Raw genomic sequence first — 21,675 nt, forward strand, 5'->3', positions numbered from 1 at the left:
CGGCGAGCCGATGAAGCCGGCGACGAAGCGGGTAGCGGGGCGCTTGAACACCTCGTCCGGTGTGCCGACCTGCTCGATATAGCCGTCGCGCATGATGACGATGCGATCGGCAAGCGTCATTGCTTCCACCTGATCATGGGTGACGTAGATCACCGTCGACTGCACCTTGGCATGCAGTTTCTTGATCTCGGTACGCATCTGCGTACGGAGCTTGGCGTCGAGATTCGACAGCGGCTCGTCGAAGAGAAAGACCTCCGGCTGGCGGACGATGGCGCGGCCCATGGCGACACGCTGGCGCTGGCCGCCGGAAAGCTGCGCCGGGCGGCGATCCATCAGCGCATCGAGGCCGAGGATGGCGGCCGCTTCATTGACGCGCTGATCGATCTCGGTCTGCGGCTGCTTGGCGATCTTCAGCGAGAACCCCATGTTCTCGCGCACGGTCATATGCGGATAGAGCGCATAGGACTGGAACACCATGGAAATATTGCGGTCGCGCGGCGGCAGGTCGTTGACGACGGTATCGCCGATCTCGATCGTGCCGTCGGAGATATTCTCGAGGCCGGCGATCATCCGCAGCGTCGTCGACTTGCCGCAGCCGGACGGTCCGACGAGAGCGATGAATTCCTTGTCCTTGATATCGAGATCGATCCCGTGGACGATTTCCAGGGCACCGTAGCGCTTGACGAGTTTTTTGAGCGAGACCTGAGCCATGGGATCAACCTTTGACCGCACCGAATGTCAGACCTGACACAAGATGCTTCTGAATGATGAATGTGAGTGCGAGCGCCGGAACGATCATCACCACGGCGAGCGCGCACATGCCGCGCCAGTCGATGGTGAATTCGGCCGTGTAGTCGAGCAAGCCGACCGGCAGCGTCTTGGAATTGACCGAGCGCGTCAGCTGCGAGGCCAGCGCATATTCGTTCCAGCAGGTGAGGAAGGCGAAGATGCCGGCGGACGCGATGCCGGGGCCGGCAAGCGGAAACTCCACCTGCCAGAAGGCCTGCCAGCGCGTGCAGCCGTCGATCTGCGCGGCCTCGGCCAGATCCTTCGGCACCTGCCGGAAGAAGCCATCGATCAGCCAGATGGTGAAGGGCACGTTCAGCGCGACATAGGTAAGGATCAGGCCGAAATGCGTGTCGATGATCCCGAGCCGCGCATAGACCATGAACAGCGGCAACGACAGGGCGACACCCGGCACGGAGCGCGTCAGCATCAGGCCGAGGAACACCGTCGATTTGCCGGTGAAGCGGAAGCGCGCGAAGGCATAGCCACCGGACATACCGATGACGAGCGCGATGGCGGTGGAGGTGATGGAGATCACCAGCGAATTGCGGAAATAATCCCAGACGGGAATGCCGCCCTGCCCCGCACCGCTGAACATGGCGCGATAGGCTTCCAGCGAAAGCTCGTGGGGGATCCAGACCGGCGGCTTCGCCATGATCTCGACCGTTGGGCGCAGCGAGCTCAGGATGATCCAGAAGCCCGGCAGGCAGATGATAAGCATCGCGATGAAAAGGCCGCTGAGATAGGCGACTTTTCCGATGCGGCGGCGCAGGCGTTGTTCGGCGTTGCGATCCATGATTACCACTCCGCTCCGATCTGGGTGCGGGCAAGCGCCAGCTTACGGAAGAAATACACTGTGAAGGCGATCGACAGGATGATCGAGACATAGGCCATGGCGTTGGCGAGACCCATTTGCGCGTCGGCATAGGCGGTGCGCCCGACCAGCGTCCAGATCAGCTCCGTGCGTCGCGCCGGGCCGCCATCGGTCATGATCTTGACGATGTCATAGGCGCGGGCGACGTCGAGCGAGCGGATCGTCATGGCGATGAAGGCGAACGGCATCAGGAACGGCCAGGTGACGTAGCGGAAGGTCTGCCAGCCCGTACAGCCATCGACTTTCGCCGCCTCCACAGGCTCCTGCGGCATGGCGAAGAGGCCAGCGAGGATGAGGATGGCGAAGACGGAGGTCGACGACCAGACTTCCGCAACGATGATCGAAAACAGCGCCAGATTGCCGTCGATCAGCCACGGAATGGCATCATTGGTGATACCTAGGGATTGCAGCGCATTGTTGATGATACCGACATTGTCGTTGAACATGAACTTGAACTGGAAGCCGACGAGCACCGGCGAAAACATCATCGGGAACATCATCAACGTGCGCAGGATACGCTTGCCATGGGTCGCCTTGTTGACCAGAAGCGCCAGGCCGAGGCCAAGCAGCATTTCCAGATTGAGCGCGATCGTCAGCAGCACGACGGTACGCACGAACGCCGCCAGGAACACCGGATCGGTCAGAATGCGGGTGTAATTGCGCAAGCCGATGAAGGTGAAGAGCGTCGATGGCCGTGTCAGGCGAAACGGCGTGAAGCTGGAATAGAAGGACAGAAGCAGCGGAAACAGAACCACCGCCACAAGCACGATGATCGCTGGAAGCAGCAGCAGGACCGGTGGGGATATTTTCTTGAACATGGTTGCACCTGTCGGCATTCCTCAGCAGCGTGGCCCGGACTGCGTGGAATGCGATTGCATGGGGCCGAGAGGCCGGAGGCACACCGGCCGGACAGACCGGCCCCTAAAGGCACTGGTCATAGGTATTTTCAAAGACGTCCCGCACCCGTTTCCGGGCGCGGGACCTGATTGCATCGATCAGAGCGAACCGGCATCCTTCAGGACGTCGGTGGCCTTCTGTGCGGCCGTGTCGAGCGCTTCCTTGGAAGTCTTGTCGCCGAGGATGGCGGCCTGAAGCTCAGGATAGACGACGTTGGAAATCTCGATCCATTGCGGCGTGCGCGGAACCGGGAAGGCGTATTTCATCGATTCCTGGAAAGTGCTCAGCACTTCCTTCTTGTAGGGATCGGAGGCAGCCTGCTGGATATCCCACTCCCAGACCGCCTTGCGGGTCGGCAGCGTGCCATTGGCGGCCTCGAGCTTCTGCGAATCGTCATTGGTTAGGAACCAGACGAGCGAGGCGGCGGCATCCTTGTTCTTGCAGGCTTCCGTGACCGAGAAGCCGTGATGGCCAGACCAGCCGGTATGCTTGCCGGAGGAACCGACGGGCTGCACGACGACGCCGACATTGCCGGCAACCTTCGAGGACTTCGGATCGTTGAAATAGGTCGCCCAGCCCGGCCAGTCGAGGTCGAGCGCGACGGTGCCGGACGCAAAGCCGGCGCCGAGATCATCCCAGAGATAGTTGGTCGTGCCGGCCGGAACCGCCTTCGCCTTGTACATGTTCACGAACCAGTCGAGCGCGCGCACGCCAGCTTCGGAATTGAAGGCCGGCTTGCCGTCCTTGTCGAGATATTCGCCGCCTTCCGCGACCAGCATTTCAAAGAAGCGGCCGTTGATCGCCTCTTCCTTGCCGGGGAACTGCGTGCCGAAGAAATTCGGCGGATTGGCGAAGAACACCGCCTGATCCGACACTTCCTTCCAGGTCTTCGGCGGAGCCAGGTCATAGCCGTACTTGGCCTTGAACGCGGTCTTCTTGGCCTCATCGTTGTAGAGGCTCTTCTGGTAGTAGAGCGCCGAGACGTCGAACTGCGCGCGCGGCAGCATGATCAGCCTCCCGTCGATGGTGGATGCCCCGATCGTCGAATCGACGAACTGGGCGATCTCTTCCTTCGGCAGCAGCTTGCCGAGATCGGTGTAAAGGTCGGGATATTGCGGCGCGAAGGACGAGTGGTTCGAGCCGACGCACCAGGAGATATCGCCCGACGCCATGTCCGACTTGATTTCCTTGTCGAGCTCGAAATGGTTCTTCTTGGAGAGGATGTTGACCTTGGCGCCGGTCTCCTTCTCCCACTCGGAAATGCGCGCATAAAGCGGCTCATATTGCTGGCCGCCGATCAGCTTGGCATCGATCGTCACGCCCGGAAACTTGCCGGGCAGGTCGGCGGCAAAAGCCGCGGAGCTCGCGAGCAATGCCATCACGCCGGCGGCAAAGCCGGCCTTCAAATTCCTCATTGTCATTCCTCCCTAAAGAACCGGACTCCCCGTCCGATCGCCCTTGCGACCCAAATATGGATCATTGATTTATAAGTAAACATCTTATTCATTGGCCGTCAAGCCAGGATCAGCGGTGCTTGCAAATGGCGCTCATTCACATATGAATGATGAATCATGTTTCATTGATGAGAGACCAGCCGTGACCATTGAAGACGACAGCGATCGATATCGCGCCCCGGCGCTGGACAAGGGCCTCGATATCCTGGAGCTGCTGGCGCGCATCGATGGCGGGCTGACGCAGGCGGAAATCGCCAAGGCTCTCGGCAAGAGCCCGAACGAATTCTACCGCATGCTCGACCGGCTGGTGCGGCGCGGCTATGTGCAGCGGCAGGATGGCGACCGCTTCTATCTGACGCTGAAGCTCTTCGGCCTGGCACATTACCACGCACCCGTGCGCCGGCTCGTTTCCTTCGCCACGCCGCTGATGCGTGAATTCTCCAACCGCGCCGAGCAGGCCTGCCATCTGGCGATCTTCGATCGTGGCTCGGTCGTGGTCATCGCCCAGCAGGATTCGCCGACCTATTGGGGCATCTCGATCCGGGTGGGCGCGCAGATCAACCTCTTCAACACCGGCTCAGGCCATATCCTCCTCGCCTTTCGCGACGAGAAGCAGCGCCAGATGATGATCAACGAGCAGCGCCGCCAACAAGACCAGGAGGACGACCGACCGCCGGCCGATCTCGACGAAAGACTACGGGCGATCCGCGACAAGGGTTTTGAGACCATGGACAGCCTGCAGACCAACGGCGTACGCAATATCTCCGCGCCGATCCTGGCCATGGACGGCAATGCGCTGGCGGCACTCACCTGCCCCTATATCCAGCCGGTCAATCCCAACGCGCCGACCTATGATCAGGTCATCGACCATGTGCGGGACGCGGCGAAGCAGATCTCCGAAACCGTGGTTGGGACGGTGGATAGCGCCGAGCTATAATTTCTATTTGAATAAACTATTCTTCTGTGAGTATATGTTGATCAGCATGATGGGAGGATCGCCATGCTTTTCGATAGCCACCTGCACATCGTCGATCGCGAGAAACTTGCATATCCCTGGCTGGAAGGGGCCGGCGCGCTCAACCGCGACAGCCTCTACGAGGACTATGCCCGCGAGGCGCATCGCTGCGGGATTACCGACACACTGCATATGGAAGTCGATGTCGCCGAGAGCGATATCGAGCCGGAAACGGACTATGTCAAAGGCTTGAGCAGAAAGCCCGGCAGCCTGATCCGCGGCGCCATCGCCGCCTGCCGTCCAGAAGATGCCGGCTTTCCCGCCTATCTGGAACGGGTGCTTGCCGACCCCTTCGTCAAGGGGTTTCGTCGCGTGCTGCATGTCGTGCCGGATGATGTCTCCGAAGGCGCCCTCTTCCGCGAAAACCTGAAGCGGATTGCCGGCACCCGCCTTACCTTCGATCTCTGCGTGCTGCCGCATCAGATTTCCAAGGCAATCGCGCTCGTCGATCTCAATCCCGATGTCCAGTTCATTCTCGACCATTGCGGCGTACCCGCCATCAAGAAGCAGCTCGGCCAGGTCTGGTCCTCGGGAATAACCGAGATTGCCAGGCGTCCGAATGTCGTTGTCAAGATTTCCGGTATCGTCGCCTATGCCGATCCCGATAGCTGGACCGTCGACAGGCTACAGCCCTTCGTCGAGCATTCGATCGCAAGCTTCGGCTGGGATCGCGTCATCTGGGGCAGCGACTGGCCGGTCTGCACGCTGGGCGGCGGTCTCTCCACCTGGGTCGCCGCCACGCATGCGCTGATGCAAGAAACAAGCGCCGACGAACGCGCCCGGCTCTATCAGCTGAACGCCAAGCGCCTCTGGTCCCTCTGAGCGCCCGACATCATCATTGAAAGCCCACGCCATGATTGCCACCGTCGGCATTTCCAGCACTCATCCGAAGACCATGCCGGCCGACCACGGCGATATCCCGGTCTGGAACTCGGAAAACTGGTTCTACGAAGACTTCGAGATCGGCCACAAGATCCGATCGCTGCGGCGCACGATCTCCGAGGGTGAATCCCAGCAGTTCAACGCGCTGGTGCTCGACATGCATCCCTATGTCAGCGATCAGATCTTTGCGGAGACCGAGGGCCTGTTCGGCAAGCGGCTGGTGGCCGGCGCCTTCGTCTTTTCCGCCGGGCTCGGGCTGGTCGCCACCAATTGCATCAACGCCTTTTCCTATGGCTACGACAGGCTGCGTTTCATCAAGCCGACCTTCATCGGCGACACGATCTACACCATCCGCACCAACCTCGATAAGCAGCCAAAATATAAAGACCTAGGGCTGATCCGCTCGTCTTACGAAGTCTTCAAGGGCGAAGGCGAGCTGGTGCTTTATTGCGAGCATATCCAGACCGTGCGCTACAAGGACGGCCGCCCCGCCGACGCTCCGGAGCTGAAGGGCTGAGATGACCGAGGAAAACAATGAGGGCCTGCTTGCCGGCATAGTGGTGCTCGATATGAGCCAGTTCCTGGCCGGCCCGATGGCAGCACTACGGCTCGGCGATCTCGGCGCGCGGGTGATCAAGATCGAGCGGCCCGATGGCGGCGATCTCTGTCGCAGGCTCTATCTCAGCGACACCGAGATCGGCGGCGACTCGACACTGTTCCACGCCATCAATCGCGGCAAGGAAAGCTTCGCCATCAACATGAAGGACGAAGGCGATCTGCGAGACCTCAGGGCGCTGATCGAGAAAGCCGATGTCATCATCCAGAATTTTCGTCCCGGGGTCATCGAGCGCCTTGGCCTCGACTATGCCTCGGTCGCAGCGATCAATCCACGCATCGTCTATGGCAGCATCACCGGATACGGCCCGGACAATGAATGGCGGCATTTTCCGGGACAGGATCTGCTCGCCCAGGCCCGCTCCGGCGCCATGTGGCTGAACGGCGGGGCCGATGACGGTCCGGTGCCCTTCGGCCTTGCGGTCGCCGACATGCTGGCCGGCAATCTCATCGTCCAGGGCATTCTTGCCGGCCTCGTCAGGCGCGGCATCGCCGGCCGTGGCGTCCATGTCGAAACCAGCCTGCTCGAAGCGATGATCGACTTCCAATTCGAGGTGCTGACCACACATCTCAACGATGGCGGCCGCCTGCCGCAAAAATCCTCGGTGCGCAATGCCCACGCCTATCTCTCGGCCCCCTACGGCGTCTATCACTGCGCCGACGGCTGGCTGGCGCTCGCCATGACGCCGCTGCCGAAGCTGGCACCGCTGCTCGACCTGCCCGCACTTGCCGATTACACGCCGGACGAAGCCTTTTCCCTGCGCGACGAGATCAAGAGCCTGATCGCCAGCCGCCTGCATCAGAAGACGGTGGCGGAATGGCTCGCCATCCTCGAGCCCGCCGATATCTGGGCGACAGAAGTGCTGGATTGGCCGCAGCTGCTCGAAACCGCCGCCTTCCGCCAGCTCGACATGCTGCAAACCGTGACCCGCGGCGACGGCATTTCCGTCCGCACGACGGCAAGCCCGATCCGCGTCAATGGCCAGCGCCATAAAAACGATCTCGCCGCCCCGACGATCGGCAGCGGCTCGGAGAATATCCGGGCAGAATTCGCAATCAGTGCCGATTAGACGCAGCCAAAGAAAAAGCGCAGCCACCCTTCGGTAGCCGCGCCTTGTTCATCTCAGTCCAACTGCTTAAGCAGCAGCGAGCTGCAGTTCCTTGCTGACCATGGCGCGAAGCGTGCCGAGATCCTTGGCGAATGCACGGATGCCTTCGGCGAGCTTTTCGGTCGCCATCGCATCTTCGTTCATCTGCCAGCGGTAGGTTTTTTCATCGACGATGATCTTGGCGACGGAGGTCTTGTTTTCCGGCGAGAGCTTGCGCTCCAGCTTGCCTTCGTCCTTGGCGAGCTCGTCGAGCAGGTTCGGGCTGATCGTCAGGCGATCGCAACCAGCCAGAGCTTCGACTTCGGCGGCGCTGCGGAAGGAGGCGCCCATGACGATCGTCTTGACGTCGTTGGCCTTGTAGTAGTTGTAGATTTCGCGGACGGACAGGACGCCCGGATCTTCTTCCGGGGTGTAGTCCTTGCCGGTCGACTTCTTGTACCAGTCAAGGATACGGCCGACGAAGGGCGAGATCAGGAAGACCTTGGCGTCAGCGCAAGCGACGGCCTGGGCCTTGCTGAAGAGCAGCGTCAGGTTGCAGTCGATGCCTTCCTTCTGCAGCACTTCGGCGGCGCGGATGCCTTCCCAGGTGGAAGCGAGCTTGATCAGGATACGGTCGCGCTCGATGCCACGCTCTTTGTAGGCGGCGATGATGGCGCGGGCCTTGGCGAGCGATGCCTCAGTATCGAAGGACAGGTCAGCATCGACTTCCGTCGAAACACGGCCGGGAACGAGGCCGGACAGCGCAGCACCGACGGAGATCGCCAGGCGGTCGGCAACGGCGGCGGCTACAGCATCCGGCGTACCGCCCTGCTTCTTGCCCCAGGCGACGGCTTCCTTGATCGCGTCGGCGAACATCGGCGTGCCGAGCGCCTTCAAGACGATGGTCGGGTTGGTCGTGCAATCGACCGGCTTCAGACGGGCAACCGCCTCGATGTCACCGGTATCGGCCACGACCGTCGTCATGGCGCGAAGTTGGTCAAGCTTGGATGTCATGATACCTATCCTTGTTGAAATAAGCCCATTGGGTTGGGAAATGTTGACCGGCGATTCCGTCCGGTTCGATGGACGACACGAAGACTGCGAGCGGATCGCGCCGCACTGTCTCCCATGCCTCGGTAACGGCAAAAACAGTGCGATGGTTCCATTTCCGGCAAACGGTCAGAGCCGCGAAGAAACAACTTTCCGGGGACTGGCTTTTCGCCGGGTGAGAGCGCCCTATATGGCTCCCTGCCCAGCCAAGCATGTCCACGGCGCAGCACTCGCACATTGCCCTCCTCGACTGGACAAAGACCGTATTCCTCAGGGCGACTATCATCAATCTCGCCGGGAAAAGTCAAGCGACATTTGTGCATTTCAATTGACATAAGTTTCAACCCATAGAATATCTCTAAGCGAAGAGCCGATCTCGCCGCCCCTGCCCTGCGCCGCCGCGGCAACCTTGGTTGCTTGCGATCACTATAGCAGAATGGGCGGGGCGAAAATCTTGCTGGAGGACCTGTGGCCAAACTCAGACGCGGGACACATACTGCCTATTCCGAGACGGCCTCTCTGCGGCTGCGCGCCGCCTGGCTCTATTACAATCAGGGCCTGACGCAGAAGGATGTCGCCGAACAGCTCGGCATCAGCCGCACCACGGTCATCCGCCTGCTGGACGAGGCGATGCGCCGCAGCGAGGTGCAGATCTGGATCAATGAGGGCATCGACGACTGCGTCGAACTGGCGATCAAGCTAGAGCGCATTTACGGACTGGACGAGGCGATCGTCGTCCCGGCACCGGCCGGCGGCGACGTCAATGCCCAGGCGAAAAGCGTCGGCCTGGCGCTCGGTCAGTTTCTGACGGAAGCGATCCCCGACAATTACACGATCGGCGTCGGCTGGGGCCGGACGATGACGGCTTCGCTTGCGAGCTTTCGCCCGCCCCGTCGCGACAATTGTAAGGTGGTCTCGCTGCTCGGCGGCATCGTCGCCGTCCACCAGACCAACCCGATCGACTATACCTGGCGCCTGGCAAGCCAGCTCGGCGCGGAATGCTATATGTTCCTGGCGCCGCTTCTGGTCGATTCCATCGAGACCAAGCGCAATCTGATCGAAAAATGCGGGCTGGAAGCGATCTACCGGCTAGCCGAAAATCTCGACCTCGCCATCGTCAGCTGCGGCGATATCGGCCCGAAATCGACTTCGCTATCCGAAGGCTTCATCTCGAAACGGGAGCTGGATCAGCTGATCGAAGCCGGCTGCGTCTGCGACACCATGTTCAATTTTCTCGATGCCGAGGGCAATTCCGTCGACCACCCGATCAACAAGCGCGTGATGTCCGTCGATCTCGATACGCTGAAGAAGGCCAAGCACATCGTCATCTCCTCCGGCGGCGCGCACCGCGCCATGGCGATCAGCGCCACCATCAAGCGCATCGGCTGCAATACGCTGATCACGGATGAAAGCGCCGCCAAGGCATTGTTACAGATGGCAGTGGCCAAGGCGGCGTGAGGGCTGCTCCGAATTTGCGGGGACCACATAATCCCCTCACATAGAAATGGCGCTCTGACACTCAAACCGGAATGGATTGCTTGCCGCCCTGCTGCCGCCGCGCCGGCTCACCCTGGTGAAGATAGACGGCAAAGGTGTCCCAAGGCGGCGTGACGGAAAGTTGCCAGAGTATCCGGCCGACCTCGCCCCGATGATAGCCTCCATGCAGGGCAACATGGGTCAGCATTTCCTCTCTGGTCATATAGCCCTTGTCACCATCGGTGAAGGTAAACGGGATGGCCTCCGCCAGCTTCTCGGGCGAGACGCCGCGAAGGTAATCGAGATACCATTGATCGGAAGAGGTTACGGCAACGCGCAGTTCGTCCAGGGCTGGCGTCTCGTCCGTGTTGTCCGAAGCATAGCCATGTTGCGCGCCAGTCAGATGCGCGGCGAAGATTCGAGCAACGACATAGGAATGATTGATCAGCCGCACGGCGGTGTGCAGCTCGACCTTATGCTGCTCCTGGTCCAAAGTCCCCAATTTGCCGAACAGGTCACTATTGGCCCAAGCGTGATAGCCATAAAGTTTTTGCAGCAATATGCTCATGAAGTCGGCCCTTCCAAGTTTTCGGAATGTGAGTAAATTACTCACATTCTGTACAAGGAGGGTCCTTTGTCTACTCGCATTGCAAAGCAGCAGCCGGTGATACGCAAGAGGCCGCGACAGGCCCGTTCCCGTGCCACGGTCGAAACGATCCTTCAAGCTGGTGCTCGCGTTTTGAGCGATGAAGGATGGGCCGGATTCACGACCAACAGGATCGCAGATTTAGCCGGTGTGAGCATCGGTTCGCTGTACCAGTATTTTCCTGACAAGCTTTCTCTGGTCGATGCCATCCGCCGGCGGCATCTCGACGACTGTATTGCCGTCATGCGGACATCCAAAGCAGAAGGATTGTCACCGGTGCAGTTCGTGTCGAACCTGGTTCGCGCCATGATCGCCGCCCATAGCACCTATCCCGGCCTTCATAGGGCATTGCTTGATGAAGCCCCAAGCTCTGACGACTATCGCAACCCCAACAGTGAATTTGAGATCGAATATCTCGGCTACTATACAGACGCTGTAGCGACTTGCCGGAACCGCCGGCCTGGCAGGACTGATCAGACCGCTGCGCTGATCATTTCCGATGCAATTGACGGGGTGATACACAATGCCGCGCGCCGTGGCATGTTGGGGGACCCCATAGTGCAGAGCGAACTTATCAGGCTGGTCAGCCCATATCTGGAAGACGCTGGCGACAGTGCTACAGTTCAAGCCGAATAAATGGTTCGATTTCGCAAAACTCCTGCGTAAAGTCAGAATTCAGAAGCGCGGCAAACTCAAGCCTGCCCCGCCTCCCACCCCAGCATCGCCCGCTTGCGCGTCAGGCCCCAGTGATAGCCGGTGAGATCGCCGTTCTTGCCGAGCGCCCGATGGCAGGGGACGACGAAGGAGAGAGGGTTGCGGCCGACAGCGGCGCCGACAGCGCGCATGGCCGTGGGCTGGCCGATATCCCTGGCGATATCGGAATAGGTAACAGCCCGACCCATCGGGATCTTCAACAGGCTTTCCCAGACCCGCACCTGGAAATCCGTGCCGATCAGTACGACGCGCAACGGCTGGTCGCTCGTCCATTTCGATGGCTCGAAAATCCGCGCCGCATAGGGCATGGTCGCCTGCAGGTCCTCGACATATTGCGCATTCGGCCAGCGGCAGGTCATATCCTCCAGGCAGGCCTTCTCGTCGCCGGTGTCGCTGAAGGCAAGGCCGGCAAGACCACGGTCGGTGACCATGATCAGGGCAAGCCCGAACGGCGAGATGTGGAACCCGTAGCGGATGGTCAACCCGCCACCCTTCGCCTTCCATTCGCCGGGCGACATCGCCTCATGCGTGACGAAGAGATCGTGCAGCCGGCTCGGACCGGAAAGCCCCACCTCGAACGAGGTTTCGAGCAACGGCAAATCTTCCTGGCGCAGCAGTCGCTTGGCATGATCCAGCGTCACGGCTTGCAGGAAGGCCTTCGGCGACAGGCCGGCCCAGCGGGTAAAGGTCTTCTGCAGCTGGGTCGGCGATTGCCCGAGCCTGTCGGCGATCGCTTCCAGCGACGGCTGGTCGCGATAGTCCTCGGTGATGAGTTCGATCACCCTGCGGACGGTATCGTAATCCGGGCCTTCCGGCGTGATGTCTTTCTTCAACTGTGCAATGGCATTCATGAACTTTCTCCTTGGAAAGGAGAACACCACGAAGAGAAGGTCAAAACCACCCGTTTCTTGCGCAAAGGCCTGATCCCCAAAAATGTGAAGCGGTCTTCGGACAAGACCACGCCACCAAGCGCACTATATGCGTTGCGTGACGGTCGCCAAAGCGCGCTTGAAAGCCTTCGCAAAGCTCTCGCGGTCTTCGGGATTGAGGAAGGAGCCGACATCGGTGTCGTGGCTTCTGTCACGCACATGCATCGACACCACACCGATCTCGCTGTGGCGACGGACGAGGAAGCGCGTCCAGAACGGATTGAACCGATGCTCGACCATGCGGCCCGACGGCGAGAATTTGCGGATGGAGACATCGGTGCGCGACACCGTCACCTCTTCCCGCACCCGGCCCGAACGGTAGTTCAGCCAGAAGGCGCCGTAGAGCAGGAAGAAGTCCGCGCCGAAGAAGATGCCGATCGGCCATGCGCCGCGAATGACGAACAGGATGCCATAGACCAGGCAGAACGTGCCCATCAGCGCCAGCATCACCCTGAACCCCTTGCGTCCGAGGGAGCGATGAGGAAACAATTCGGCGGCAAAAACCGGCCTGTTGTTGTCGGCGCCGGGATCGGCGTTGCGTTCCATCATGGGTCTTGAGTATAGGTCGTTCATGGCAAACCCCAAGATCAAATCCAGCGCCCAAAACATGAAAAAGTCAAATGCGACCGCAAGCCGCAAGCCGGTTTTCAAGTGTCCCTACTCCAAGGCGGAGCTGGAGGAGATCTTCCGCCGCTTCTCCATCCAGAGGCCCGAGCCGAAGGGGGAGTTGGAGCACGTCAACCCCTTTACCCTCGTGGTTGCCGTGGCTCTGTCTGCGCAGGCGACCGACGTCGGCGTTAACAAGGCGACCCGTGCCCTCTTCGCCGTCGCCGATACGCCGCAGAAGATGCTCGATCTCGGCGAAGACCGCATCCGTGACTACATCAAGACCATCGGCCTTTACCGCAACAAGGCGAAGAATGTCGTGGCGCTGTCGGAGAAGCTGCTTCGGGATTTCGATGGCGAAGTGCCGCAGACGCGCGAAGAGCTGATGACCCTGCCGGGCGTCGGCCGCAAGACCGCCAATGTGGTGATGTCGATGGCCTTCGGCCATGCGACACTTGCCGTCGACACGCATGTTTTCCGGATCGCCAACCGCCTGCTGCTAGCTCCCGGCAAGACGCCGGACGAAGTCGAGCAGCGGCTGTTGAAGGTGATCCCGGATCAATATCTCTACCACGCGCATCACTGGCTGATCCTGCACGGGCGCTATGTCTGCAAGGCGCGCAAGCCGGAATGCGAGCGCTGCGTCATTGCCGATCTCTGTCGCTCGCCGGAAAAGATTTGCGATGTGCCGGCACCGCTGGTCGAGCTACCGCAGCAGATGGTCGCCGCCGAGACCGCCGATTAAAGAAGCGATCGCCTGCTCGTAATCCCGACGGTTTCCGCCCGCCTCGATCGCCAGCGCCGCACGATCGAAAGCCGCCGACAACAATGTTGTCAGCGGGGACAGCAACACATCCGGCCCATCCGTTTCCGCCAGGAATTCGGCCAGACCTTCCCGCAAGCTCGCTTCCGCATGCTCGCCATCGACGGCCTGGACCTCGAGCACGGCCGGTCCATCCAGCAAAAGAAGTCGGGTGCGACCCGCAACCACCATGGCGTCGAAATAGGCGAAAGCGCCAGCGAGCAGCCGGTCATAGGCCGAACCGGCACCCAGGGATCTCTCTTCGATCGCCGTGGCGACAGCGTCCGCTTCCTGCTCGACCACCGCCCGGAACAAGGCCTTCTTGTCCTCGAAATGATGATAGAGCGCGCCCCGCGTCACCCCCGCCGTCTCGACGATGTCGGGCGTTGCCGTCTCGGCATAGCCGTTCTCCACGAAGAGGATGCGCGCGGCATCGATCAGGGCCTGTCTAGTGGCTTCGGTTCGTTCTCGATTGCTACGGCGCATATCACCTCTTTACATGCATACAGTATGCATGTTAATTAAACACATACAGATTGTATGTGAAAGCCGAATGGAGGAAAAGATGAAATCGACGAGCTATTATCCTGTCATCATGACCGACGACGTTGCCGATACCGCAGCGTTCTATTGCACCCATTTTCGCTTCGCCGCCCTCTTCACCAGCGACTGGTATGTTCATCTGCAATCGACCGAGGATGAGAAGGTAACGCTGGCGATCCTCGACGGTAGTCACGAGACGATCCCCATCGCTGGCCGCGGCAAGGTCTCGGGTCTGATCCTCAATTTCGAGGTCGAAGATCCTGACGCAGTGCACGACGCCTGCCGCATCGCGGGTCTTCCGATCCTCAAATCCCTTTGCGACGAGGATTTCGGTCAGCGGCATTTCATCACCGCGGACCCGAACGGCGTATTGATCGATGTCATCAAACCCATCCCGCCGAGCGCCGACTATGCCGCAATGTACGACGACGCAGCTCTGCCCGCCTGAAGGATGATCAAAGCTTAAGGACGCAGAGCCGCTTCCTTCCGCGAAATCAGCTTGTGCAGATGCACCATCATCCCCGCGGCAAACAGCGGTGTCAGAAGATTGACAATCGGAATGGCAAGGAAGGCGGCGATCACCAGCCCAGCAAGGAAGACGGTAAATGCACGCTTGATGCGGAACTGCCGCGCCTCTTCCGGCGTGCGAAAGCGCATGGCGGCGAATTCGAAGAATTCACGGCCGAGCAGATAACCGTTGACCAGGAAGAATGCGACAAGATTGACGCCGGGAATGAAGAGCAGAAAGAGCGCGATGAGGTTGCCGACGATCACGACGCCGAGGAATTTCAGCGAACTTTTCATTGCCGCCCCGAAGGGCAGAGCCTTTCCGGGCGGATCGGCCGGATAGTCCCGCTTCTCCACGACATCAGCGACATCGTCGAGAAACAAGCCTGCGATCAATGCCGTCACCGGCGCGATCAGCAGCGCCAATGCCAGCGCCAGACCGAGGCCAGCCAGAAGTCCGAGAAGCAAGGTGAGCCAGCTCGTCCAATCCGGCGCTGATGGCAGGAAGCTCTGCAGCCAGGGCAACACAAGGGCCACGAAGGTGCTGTTCAGCCCAAACCAAAGAACGGCGAGCGCCAGCAACGTCAGGCCGAGCACCTTCCAGAAAACCTTGCGCGTCTCGGCGGCAAAGAGATTGGCGAGGGAAAGACGCGCGGCATCAATGATCATTCTTTCGACATCTCCTGGGTAGTCATCCGAGAGGTAGGTACCGATTGCAAATATATCAATATCTTCCCGCCATACGGGCGCGGATTGCGGGAAATTGAATTATTGTAATAAAGTATCTACTAATATATTGTGGACGTCATACTAAAAACAACAACCTAGGCATGATCGATGACTTCGGTAACCTGCACGCTACCCGATTGCCCCCACAATCGGTGCGATAGCAGATCGGATGAACCGTTAGCGAGGCGCAACATTTGGAAGACCTTGGTCACAAGCTTAGACAATATATGAAGAGCGGTACTCCCGCAGAGCGCCGAATAGCCAAGTATTTTTCCGAACACTTGAACGAGTTACCTTTCGAAACCGCCTCTTCCGTGGCCGACAGGCTCGAGTTGAGCCCGATGACCGTCGGGCGCTTCCTGCGGTCGCTCGGCTACCAGGGCCTGGACGGGATCAAGGTCCATCTGAAGGAAAACGTAGCTCCGGTAACACTACAGTTGTCGAGCCTTCTGGAGCAGCTGCAGAAGGATGCCCTTGAGGGCCGCCCGATCGCCGGCCAGATCGTCGAACAGGTCGAGATGCTACAGCACCTCTACAATCTCACCGGCCAGCCGCAATGGCATGAGGCCGTGGCGGCGAGCCTGTCCTCCAGCGAGGTTTTCGTCGCCACCCATCTTAGCCTTGCGGGCCTTGGCCGCCATTTTTGCGATCGTCTCGAATTCGCTCGTGATCATGTGCAATTCCTCGACGGCGCGAACGGCAGTTATATCGAGCTGCTCGGCCGCCCGGCGAACGATGCGCTGGTGGTGATCATCGACTCGCCCCGTTTCATGACATCGCGATTGCTTGCACGTTCCGCGCGCCGCGCCGGTTACAAGGTGCTGCTGATCACCGGCCAATACACCGAATGGGCACATGAATTCGCCAACAACACCTTGTCATTGCCACCCCTGCGCATCAGCGGCCGCGACAATCTGTCGGCAATGACGGCGCTGCTGGAATGCCTGGCTTCCGCCGTCATTCAGGCGGCGGGCGAGGAAGCGGGAAAGCGCATGCGAAAGATCGAAGAGCTGGAAGGCATCTTCACCTACACGCCGCTTCGATAAGGATCCGAAGCGACGATCAACCGCCGGCCTATTCCATCGCGTCCAGTTCGGCGCGGTGACGGTACATGGCAAGAAAACGCCGGTAGTCGCGATCATAGAGCGCTTTCCTCTGCCGGTTCGGCAGGCGTTCGTGACCGCCGGGATACATGGCGGCACCAGCCGTCGCGAGGCTCTCGTAAAGCCCGCAGGAGACAGCGGCGGCCATCGCCGTCCCTAAAAGCACGGCCTCATTCATCTTCGGCACCACCACCTTGCAGCCGGTGACATCGGAATAAAGCTCCATGAGCACGGCATTCTTCACATGGCCGCCGGCGACATGCAGCGTGTCGGGCACGTAGCCATAATCATGCATCCTCTCGAGGATATGGCGGATGCCGAGCGCGATGCCGACGCTCGTGCGCCAGTAGAGGCGGCAGAGGCCATCGAAGGAGGTGTCGAGCGTCAGGCCGCTGATAACGCCGACCGCATGCGGATCGGCAAGCGGCGATCGGTTGCCATGAAAATCCGGCAGCACATGAAGACGCTCGGCAAACGCGTCGCCCTCGGCAGCGCGCAGCTCCGCAATGCGCCGGACGATGCGATCATGCAGCGCCGCCGTCGGTTCGCCACCAGCCGCATGCATGTTGACGATATGATCGAGCAGCGCGCCGGTCGCCGACTGCCCGGCCTCGGCCAGCCATGTGTCGGCAAATACGACTTCGTAATAGGGCCCCCATAGCCCGGTGCTACGCTTGCGTTCGCGCGAGAAGGCGACGATGCAGCTCGACGTGCCGGCGATCAGCGCTAGTTGACGCTCCAGCGCACCGCGGTCCCCGGCATGGCCGCCGAGTGCACCGAGCGCACCGGCATAGGCGTCGACCATTCCCGCACCGACATGGCATTCGCGGTCGAGCCCCAGGGCTTCAGCCGCTTCCGCCGTCAGCAGCCCGACACTTTGCCCGACGGGCGCGGTCTCTTCCGGCAGGTTGCCGCGTTCCCGCAGATCGCCAAGGCCGATCACATCGAGGAAATCCGTCTGCCAGCCCGGCCTGCGATGGGCTAGATAATTCCATTTCGCCGTCAGCGTACAGCGCGAACGTGCCAGCGAACCGGTCGCCTTCCAGGTCATGAAATCGGCGAGATCGAAGAAGTAACCGGACCTGGCCCAGCTCCGCGGCAGGTTTTTCTTCAGCCACATCAGCTTGGGCATCTCCATCTCCGGCGACATGAAGTGGCCGGAATGCTCCAGAACCTGATGCCCGGTCGCCGTGCAGAAATCCGCCTCGGCAAGCGCCCGGTGATCGAGCCAGACGATGGTATCGAACCGGTCCTCGCCACCGGTCGACACCGTAAGCGGCATGCCCTCTATGTCGCGCACGACCAGGGAACAAGTGGCATCGAAGCCGATCGCACCGATGACGGAGGAGCTGACACCAGAGGCTGCAACAGCGTTGCGCACGGCTGTACAAACCGCAGCCCAGATATTTTCGGAACTGTGCTCGGCGTGGTTCTCACGCGGGCGGTTCATGAGGATCGGATGTTCGCCCTTTGCGAGCAGGGCACCGCTCGACGTGAACACGCCAGCGCGCGCGCTGCCAGTGCCGATGTCGACCGCAACCACATGATCACGCATCAAGAAGGAGCCCCGTCCGCTTATGTCTTGTTACGGACAAGGTGTATCAAATCCGGCATCGCGTCAAACACGACTTCGGGCGAAAGCCGTTCCAATTCCGCCCGGTAACTCGGCGAATGGGCATGCGATCCACCGGTAAAGGCAAAAACCGTCATGCCCGCCGCCCGCGCCGCCATGATCCCCGCTGGGCTGTCCTCGATGACGATGCAGTCCTTCGGCTCGACCCCCATTTGCTTTGCGGCATAGAGGAAGAGATCGGGCGCCGGCTTGCCGCGCTTGACCATGCTGGCGCTGAAAATATTCGGCTCCAGCCGCTCGAGCAGGCCAGTGACGCCAAGTGAAAGCCGGATGCGTTCCAGTTGGCTGGAGGAGGCGACGCAGCGCGGCACGGCAAGCACGTCCAGCGTCTCGGCAATACCCTCGATCGGCCTCAGCTCATGGCGGAAGCGCTCATAAAGATCGTTACGGATGCGATCGAGAAAGGCCTGGTCGATAAAGACGTCGAACTCGGTCTCCAGCGTGTCGACAAGCGTGGCGAGGCTCTTGCCGAGGAAACGGCTGTAGACATCCTCCTCGCTCATATCCACGCCGACATCGCGCATGGCGTCGATGAGCACGCTGACGGACAGCGGCTCGCTGTCGACAAGTACGCCGTCGCAATCGAAGATTACGAGTCCTTTATCCGCATTCGTCATCGCAGATCCAACCCGAACCCTGTTTCCGCCGCATCTCTTTCGAGCATCGGCCTGGCCATAAAAATTCGGCCGGGACTTGGGCGCCCCGGCCGACAAACGATTAATCCGCGAGTTTGTTGTCGAGGTATAGCTGCAGGGTGGCGCGGGTGCCCTTTTCCCACAGCGTTTTTAGCGCATGCGCAAAGCGCTTGCGGAAAAGATCCGATTTGGCGACGTCGCCGAAAATATCGTCGAAGACGAGGAAGGCGCCGGGATCATCCTTGGCCTTCAGCGCCGCCGCATGCAGACGGTCGGCGCTGGCGTCGTTGAAGACGATATCCTGGCCGCTATCGGTCTTGCCGGCGAAGTAGCGGCACCAGAGCGCCGAGACCAAAGCGAGACCGACGACATCTTCTTTGCGGGCGAGACGATCGGCGGTCGACGGCAGGATGAACTTCGGCTGGCGGTTCGAGCCGTCCTGCGCCAGGCGCGGAATGGTGTCGGCGATCTTCGGATTGGAGAAGCGGTGCTCGATCAGCTTGAAATAATCGGCTAGAACCGTGTTCGGTACCGGTGGAATGACCGGAATGATCTCGTCATTCTCAAGCTTGGCGAGATAGGCGCGGATCAACGGCTCCTCCATGGCCTCATGCACGAAATGCACGTCCATCAACGCCGCCGGATAGGCGATGGCCGCATGGCCGCCATTGAGGATACGGATCTTCATGTGCTCATAGGGCGTCACATCCGGAACGAAGGTGACGCCGACCTTTTCCAGCGCCGGCCGGCCGGCCGGAAAATTGTCTTCCAGCACCCACTGCTTGAACTCTTCGCAATAAACCGGCCAGTTGTCCTCGATATCAAAGACGCTTTTCAGGAGATCGATTTCGCGTGCGCCGGTGGCCGGCGTGATACGGTCGACCATGCCGTTCGGGAAGGCGACATTGGCGGCGATCCAGTCGGCGAAGGCCGGATCCGAAAGCTTTGCCGTACCGACGACAGCGGCTTTGGTGACACCGCCATTGTGGGGAATGTTATCGCAGGACATGACGGTGAACGGCTGCAGGCCGGCGGCACGACGAGCCTTGAGGCCGGCGACAACAAGGCCGAACACCGTCTTCGGCGCATCCGGGTTCTGGCCGTCGGCAACGATGGCGGGGTGAGTCGGATTGAACTTGCCGGAAGCGTCGATGAAGTAGCCGCCCTCGGTGATCGTCATCGAGACGATGCGGATCGAGGGATCCGCAAGCTTGGCGATGATCGCCTTGGCGTCGCCAACCGGCAGGATGTCGACCATCGGCGCGGTGACGCGGGCAGCCGTCTTGTTGTTGTCCTGCTCGACCACCGTCGTCAGGAAATTCTGGGCGGCGAGCTTTTCGCGCATGGCGGCGTCCGAGGGCAGCACGCCGGCGCCGATGATCGCCCAGTCGTGGTCCTGGCCGATATTGAAAAGGTCGTCGAGGTATATCGCCTGATGGGCGCGATGGAAGTTGCCGACGCCGAAATGAACGATACCCGCCGATAGCGACTTCGGATCATAGGCCGGAATGGCAGCGGTTGCGGCCGCGTCCTGAAGCGTTGCGAGCGATAATTTGCACGTCATGTCTCAAGTCCTTCTGAAAGGTCTTTTTGCTCCGGATGGCTTGGGAGAGCCGCTCCGGTTGGGATGTTCCCGGCCCGCCTGCATCGACAGATGCGGGCCGAGTGAAATGGCATTCGCCCAACTTAGATCGCCAGTCCGTTTCCGTCGAAGCGGTGGATTCGGCTTTTGTCAGGCGTGAGATAGACGGTATCTCCGGCACGAGCCGGGAAGTCTCCGGTTCCGCGCGCGGTGACGGCGCCGATGCCGTCGGCCTCTATGTGGAGGAAGGTGTCGGAGCCGAGATGCTCGGCATGGTTCACCCTGCCCTTCCAGTCCCCGCTTTCCGTCGACAGCAGCACATGTTCCGGACGAACGCCGATCGTGTCGGCGCCGAGCGCTTGCGCATAGGCACCCTTGACGAAGTTCATCTTCGGCGAGCCGATAAAGCCGGCGACAAAGAGATTGCGCGGGCTCTTGTAGAGCTCCAGCGGCGAGCCGACCTGCTCGATGTTGCCGCGGTTCAGCACGACGATCTTGTCGGCCATGGTCATCGCCTCGACCTGGTCATGCGTCACATAGACCATCGTCGTCTTCAGCTGATGGTGCAGATCGCTGATCTCGAGACGCATGTTGACGCGCAGCGCCGCGTCGAGGTTCGACAGGGGTTCGTCGAACAGGAAGGCCTTGGGCTGGCGCACGATGGCACGGCCGATGGCGACACGCTGGCGCTGGCCGCCGGAAAGCTGGCGCGGCTTGCGCTCCAGATAATCGGTGAGATTGAGGACACGCGCGGCATCGGCGACCTTCTTGTCGATCTCGGCCTGCGGCATGTTCGCCATCTTCAGCGGAAAGGCGATGTTCTTGCGAACGCTCATATGCGGATAGAGCGCATAGGACTGGAACACCATGGCAAGACCGCGCTGGGCCGGCGCCAGATTGGTGCCGTCCTTGCCATCGATCAGGATCTGGCCGCCCGATACATCTTCCAGGCCGGCGATCAGCCGCAGCAGCGTGGACTTGCCGCAACCGGACGGGCCGACGAAGACGACGAACTCGCCTTCGTTGATCTCGAGGTCGATGGAAGGAATGACCTTGGCTTCGCCAAAGACCTTGGAAACCTTCTTCAGGACAATGCTACCCATGTTTGT

At 60.5% G+C, this 21,675-nt stretch carries 23 protein-coding genes; 9 read left to right on the forward strand and 14 right to left on the reverse strand.

Going from position 1 to position 21,675, the window contains the following annotated elements; all coding sequences use genetic code 11:
- The 4 genes from PMI03_RS23220 to PMI03_RS23235 all read right to left on the reverse strand — a co-directional run.
- Positions 1–711 (reverse strand): ABC transporter ATP-binding protein (locus PMI03_RS23220; RefSeq protein ID WP_007699007.1); only part of this gene is annotated, 711 nt, incomplete at its 3' end.
- Positions 712–715: 4 nt separating this feature from the next.
- A complete protein-coding gene (locus tag PMI03_RS23225; RefSeq protein WP_007699010.1) occupies positions 716–1,582 on the reverse strand; it encodes a carbohydrate ABC transporter permease in 867 nt (288 codons plus the stop codon).
- A gap of 2 nt (positions 1,583–1,584) precedes the next feature.
- The gene (locus tag PMI03_RS23230; protein WP_007699013.1) at positions 1,585–2,478 is read right to left on the reverse strand and encodes a carbohydrate ABC transporter permease; all 894 of its coding nucleotides are present in this window, start codon (positions 2,476–2,478) and stop codon (positions 1,585–1,587) included.
- Between the two features lie 177 nt (positions 2,479–2,655).
- Positions 2,656–3,972 carry a sugar ABC transporter substrate-binding protein gene (locus PMI03_RS23235; RefSeq protein WP_007699017.1) on the reverse strand — a complete coding sequence of 439 codons (1,317 nt, stop codon included), beginning with the start codon at positions 3,970–3,972 and terminating at the stop codon, positions 2,656–2,658.
- A gap of 142 nt (positions 3,973–4,114) precedes the next feature.
- Here PMI03_RS23235 and PMI03_RS23240 point away from each other — a divergent pair, with 142 nt between their 5' ends.
- The 4 genes from PMI03_RS23240 (at position 4,115) to PMI03_RS23255 (ending at position 7,593) form a co-directional block, all read left to right on the forward strand.
- The gene (locus tag PMI03_RS23240) at positions 4,115–4,948 is read left to right on the forward strand and encodes an IclR family transcriptional regulator (RefSeq protein WP_052034304.1); all 834 of its coding nucleotides are present in this window, start codon (positions 4,115–4,117) and stop codon (positions 4,946–4,948) included.
- Positions 4,949–5,011: 63 nt separating this feature from the next.
- The gene (locus PMI03_RS23245; protein ID WP_007699028.1) at positions 5,012–5,848 is read left to right on the forward strand and encodes an amidohydrolase; all 837 of its coding nucleotides are present in this window, start codon (positions 5,012–5,014) and stop codon (positions 5,846–5,848) included.
- A gap of 31 nt (positions 5,849–5,879) precedes the next feature.
- Positions 5,880–6,425 (forward strand): MaoC family dehydratase, encoded by a 546-nt coding sequence (locus PMI03_RS23250; RefSeq protein WP_007699030.1) that lies wholly within the window; start codon positions 5,880–5,882, stop codon positions 6,423–6,425.
- 1 nt (position 6,426) lies between these two features.
- On the forward strand, positions 6,427–7,593 hold the full coding sequence (locus tag PMI03_RS23255; protein ID WP_007699035.1) for a CaiB/BaiF CoA-transferase family protein: 1,167 nt from the start codon (positions 6,427–6,429) through the stop codon (positions 7,591–7,593).
- Between the two features lie 66 nt (positions 7,594–7,659).
- Here the strand turns inward: PMI03_RS23255 and tal are convergent, their stop codons facing one another.
- A complete protein-coding gene (gene tal, locus PMI03_RS23260) occupies positions 7,660–8,625 on the reverse strand; it encodes a transaldolase (protein ID WP_007699036.1) in 966 nt (321 codons plus the stop codon).
- Between the two features lie 504 nt (positions 8,626–9,129).
- On the opposite strand from tal, the gene PMI03_RS23270 reads away from it, so the two are divergent.
- On the forward strand, positions 9,130–10,119 hold the full coding sequence (locus PMI03_RS23270; protein WP_007699038.1) for a sugar-binding transcriptional regulator: 990 nt from the start codon (positions 9,130–9,132) through the stop codon (positions 10,117–10,119).
- Between the two features lie 61 nt (positions 10,120–10,180).
- On the opposite strand, the gene PMI03_RS23275 is transcribed toward PMI03_RS23270, so the two are convergent.
- Complete coding sequence (locus tag PMI03_RS23275) at positions 10,181–10,705, reverse strand: DinB family protein (RefSeq protein WP_007699039.1); 525 nt, start codon at positions 10,703–10,705, stop codon at positions 10,181–10,183.
- A gap of 66 nt (positions 10,706–10,771) precedes the next feature.
- Between PMI03_RS23275 and PMI03_RS23280 the strand changes: the two genes are divergently transcribed.
- On the forward strand, positions 10,772–11,419 hold the full coding sequence (locus tag PMI03_RS23280) for a TetR/AcrR family transcriptional regulator (protein WP_007699040.1): 648 nt from the start codon (positions 10,772–10,774) through the stop codon (positions 11,417–11,419).
- 56 nt (positions 11,420–11,475) lie between these two features.
- Here the strand turns inward: PMI03_RS23280 and PMI03_RS23285 are convergent, their stop codons facing one another.
- Together PMI03_RS23285 and PMI03_RS23290 are read right to left on the reverse strand one after the other, a co-directional pair.
- A complete protein-coding gene (locus PMI03_RS23285; protein ID WP_007699043.1) occupies positions 11,476–12,348 on the reverse strand; it encodes a bifunctional helix-turn-helix domain-containing protein/methylated-DNA--[protein]-cysteine S-methyltransferase in 873 nt (290 codons plus the stop codon).
- A gap of 123 nt (positions 12,349–12,471) precedes the next feature.
- Entirely contained in the window at positions 12,472–12,975 is a 504-nt protein-coding gene (locus PMI03_RS23290; RefSeq protein WP_007699046.1) for a DUF2244 domain-containing protein, read from the reverse strand.
- Between the two features lie 22 nt (positions 12,976–12,997).
- Between PMI03_RS23290 and nth the strand changes: the two genes are divergently transcribed.
- Positions 12,998–13,777 carry an endonuclease III gene (nth, locus tag PMI03_RS23295; protein WP_007699050.1) on the forward strand — a complete coding sequence of 260 codons (780 nt, stop codon included), beginning with the start codon at positions 12,998–13,000 and terminating at the stop codon, positions 13,775–13,777.
- Here the strand turns inward: nth and PMI03_RS23300 are convergent.
- Positions 13,739–14,320, reverse strand: a complete 582-nt coding sequence (locus PMI03_RS23300) for a TetR/AcrR family transcriptional regulator (RefSeq protein ID WP_007699055.1) — start codon at positions 14,318–14,320, stop codon at positions 13,739–13,741. The two genes, nth and PMI03_RS23300, sit on opposite strands and share 39 nt — an antisense overlap.
- Before the next feature lie 79 nt (positions 14,321–14,399).
- Between PMI03_RS23300 and PMI03_RS23305 the strand changes: the two genes are divergently transcribed.
- Positions 14,400–14,825, forward strand: coding sequence for a VOC family protein (locus tag PMI03_RS23305; RefSeq protein ID WP_007699058.1), 426 nt, complete (start codon positions 14,400–14,402; stop codon positions 14,823–14,825).
- A gap of 14 nt (positions 14,826–14,839) precedes the next feature.
- On the opposite strand, the gene PMI03_RS23310 is transcribed toward PMI03_RS23305, so the two are convergent.
- A complete protein-coding gene (locus tag PMI03_RS23310; protein ID WP_007699061.1) occupies positions 14,840–15,553 on the reverse strand; it encodes a sulfate transporter family protein in 714 nt (237 codons plus the stop codon).
- Positions 15,554–15,807: 254 nt separating this feature from the next.
- Between PMI03_RS23310 and PMI03_RS23315 the strand changes: the two genes are divergently transcribed.
- The gene (locus PMI03_RS23315; RefSeq protein WP_007699064.1) at positions 15,808–16,659 is read left to right on the forward strand and encodes a MurR/RpiR family transcriptional regulator; all 852 of its coding nucleotides are present in this window, start codon (positions 15,808–15,810) and stop codon (positions 16,657–16,659) included.
- 28 nt (positions 16,660–16,687) lie between these two features.
- Here the strand turns inward: PMI03_RS23315 and PMI03_RS23320 are convergent, their stop codons facing one another.
- From PMI03_RS23320 to PMI03_RS23335, 4 genes are all read right to left on the reverse strand, one after another.
- The gene (locus PMI03_RS23320) at positions 16,688–18,271 is read right to left on the reverse strand and encodes an FGGY-family carbohydrate kinase (RefSeq protein ID WP_007699067.1); all 1,584 of its coding nucleotides are present in this window, start codon (positions 18,269–18,271) and stop codon (positions 16,688–16,690) included.
- Positions 18,272–18,291: 20 nt separating this feature from the next.
- Positions 18,292–18,966, reverse strand: coding sequence for an HAD family hydrolase (locus PMI03_RS23325; RefSeq protein ID WP_007699070.1), 675 nt, complete (start codon positions 18,964–18,966; stop codon positions 18,292–18,294).
- 100 nt (positions 18,967–19,066) lie between these two features.
- The gene (locus tag PMI03_RS23330; protein WP_007699073.1) at positions 19,067–20,548 is read right to left on the reverse strand and encodes a mannitol dehydrogenase family protein; all 1,482 of its coding nucleotides are present in this window, start codon (positions 20,546–20,548) and stop codon (positions 19,067–19,069) included.
- A gap of 122 nt (positions 20,549–20,670) precedes the next feature.
- Positions 20,671–21,669, reverse strand: a complete 999-nt coding sequence (locus PMI03_RS23335) for an ABC transporter ATP-binding protein (RefSeq protein WP_007699076.1) — start codon at positions 21,667–21,669, stop codon at positions 20,671–20,673.
- Positions 21,670–21,675: the final 6 nt, after the last annotated feature.

The sequence above is a fragment of the Rhizobium sp. AP16 genome (assembly GCF_000281735.1).
Classification (GTDB): Bacteria; Pseudomonadota; Alphaproteobacteria; order Rhizobiales; family Rhizobiaceae; genus Rhizobium; species Rhizobium rhizogenes.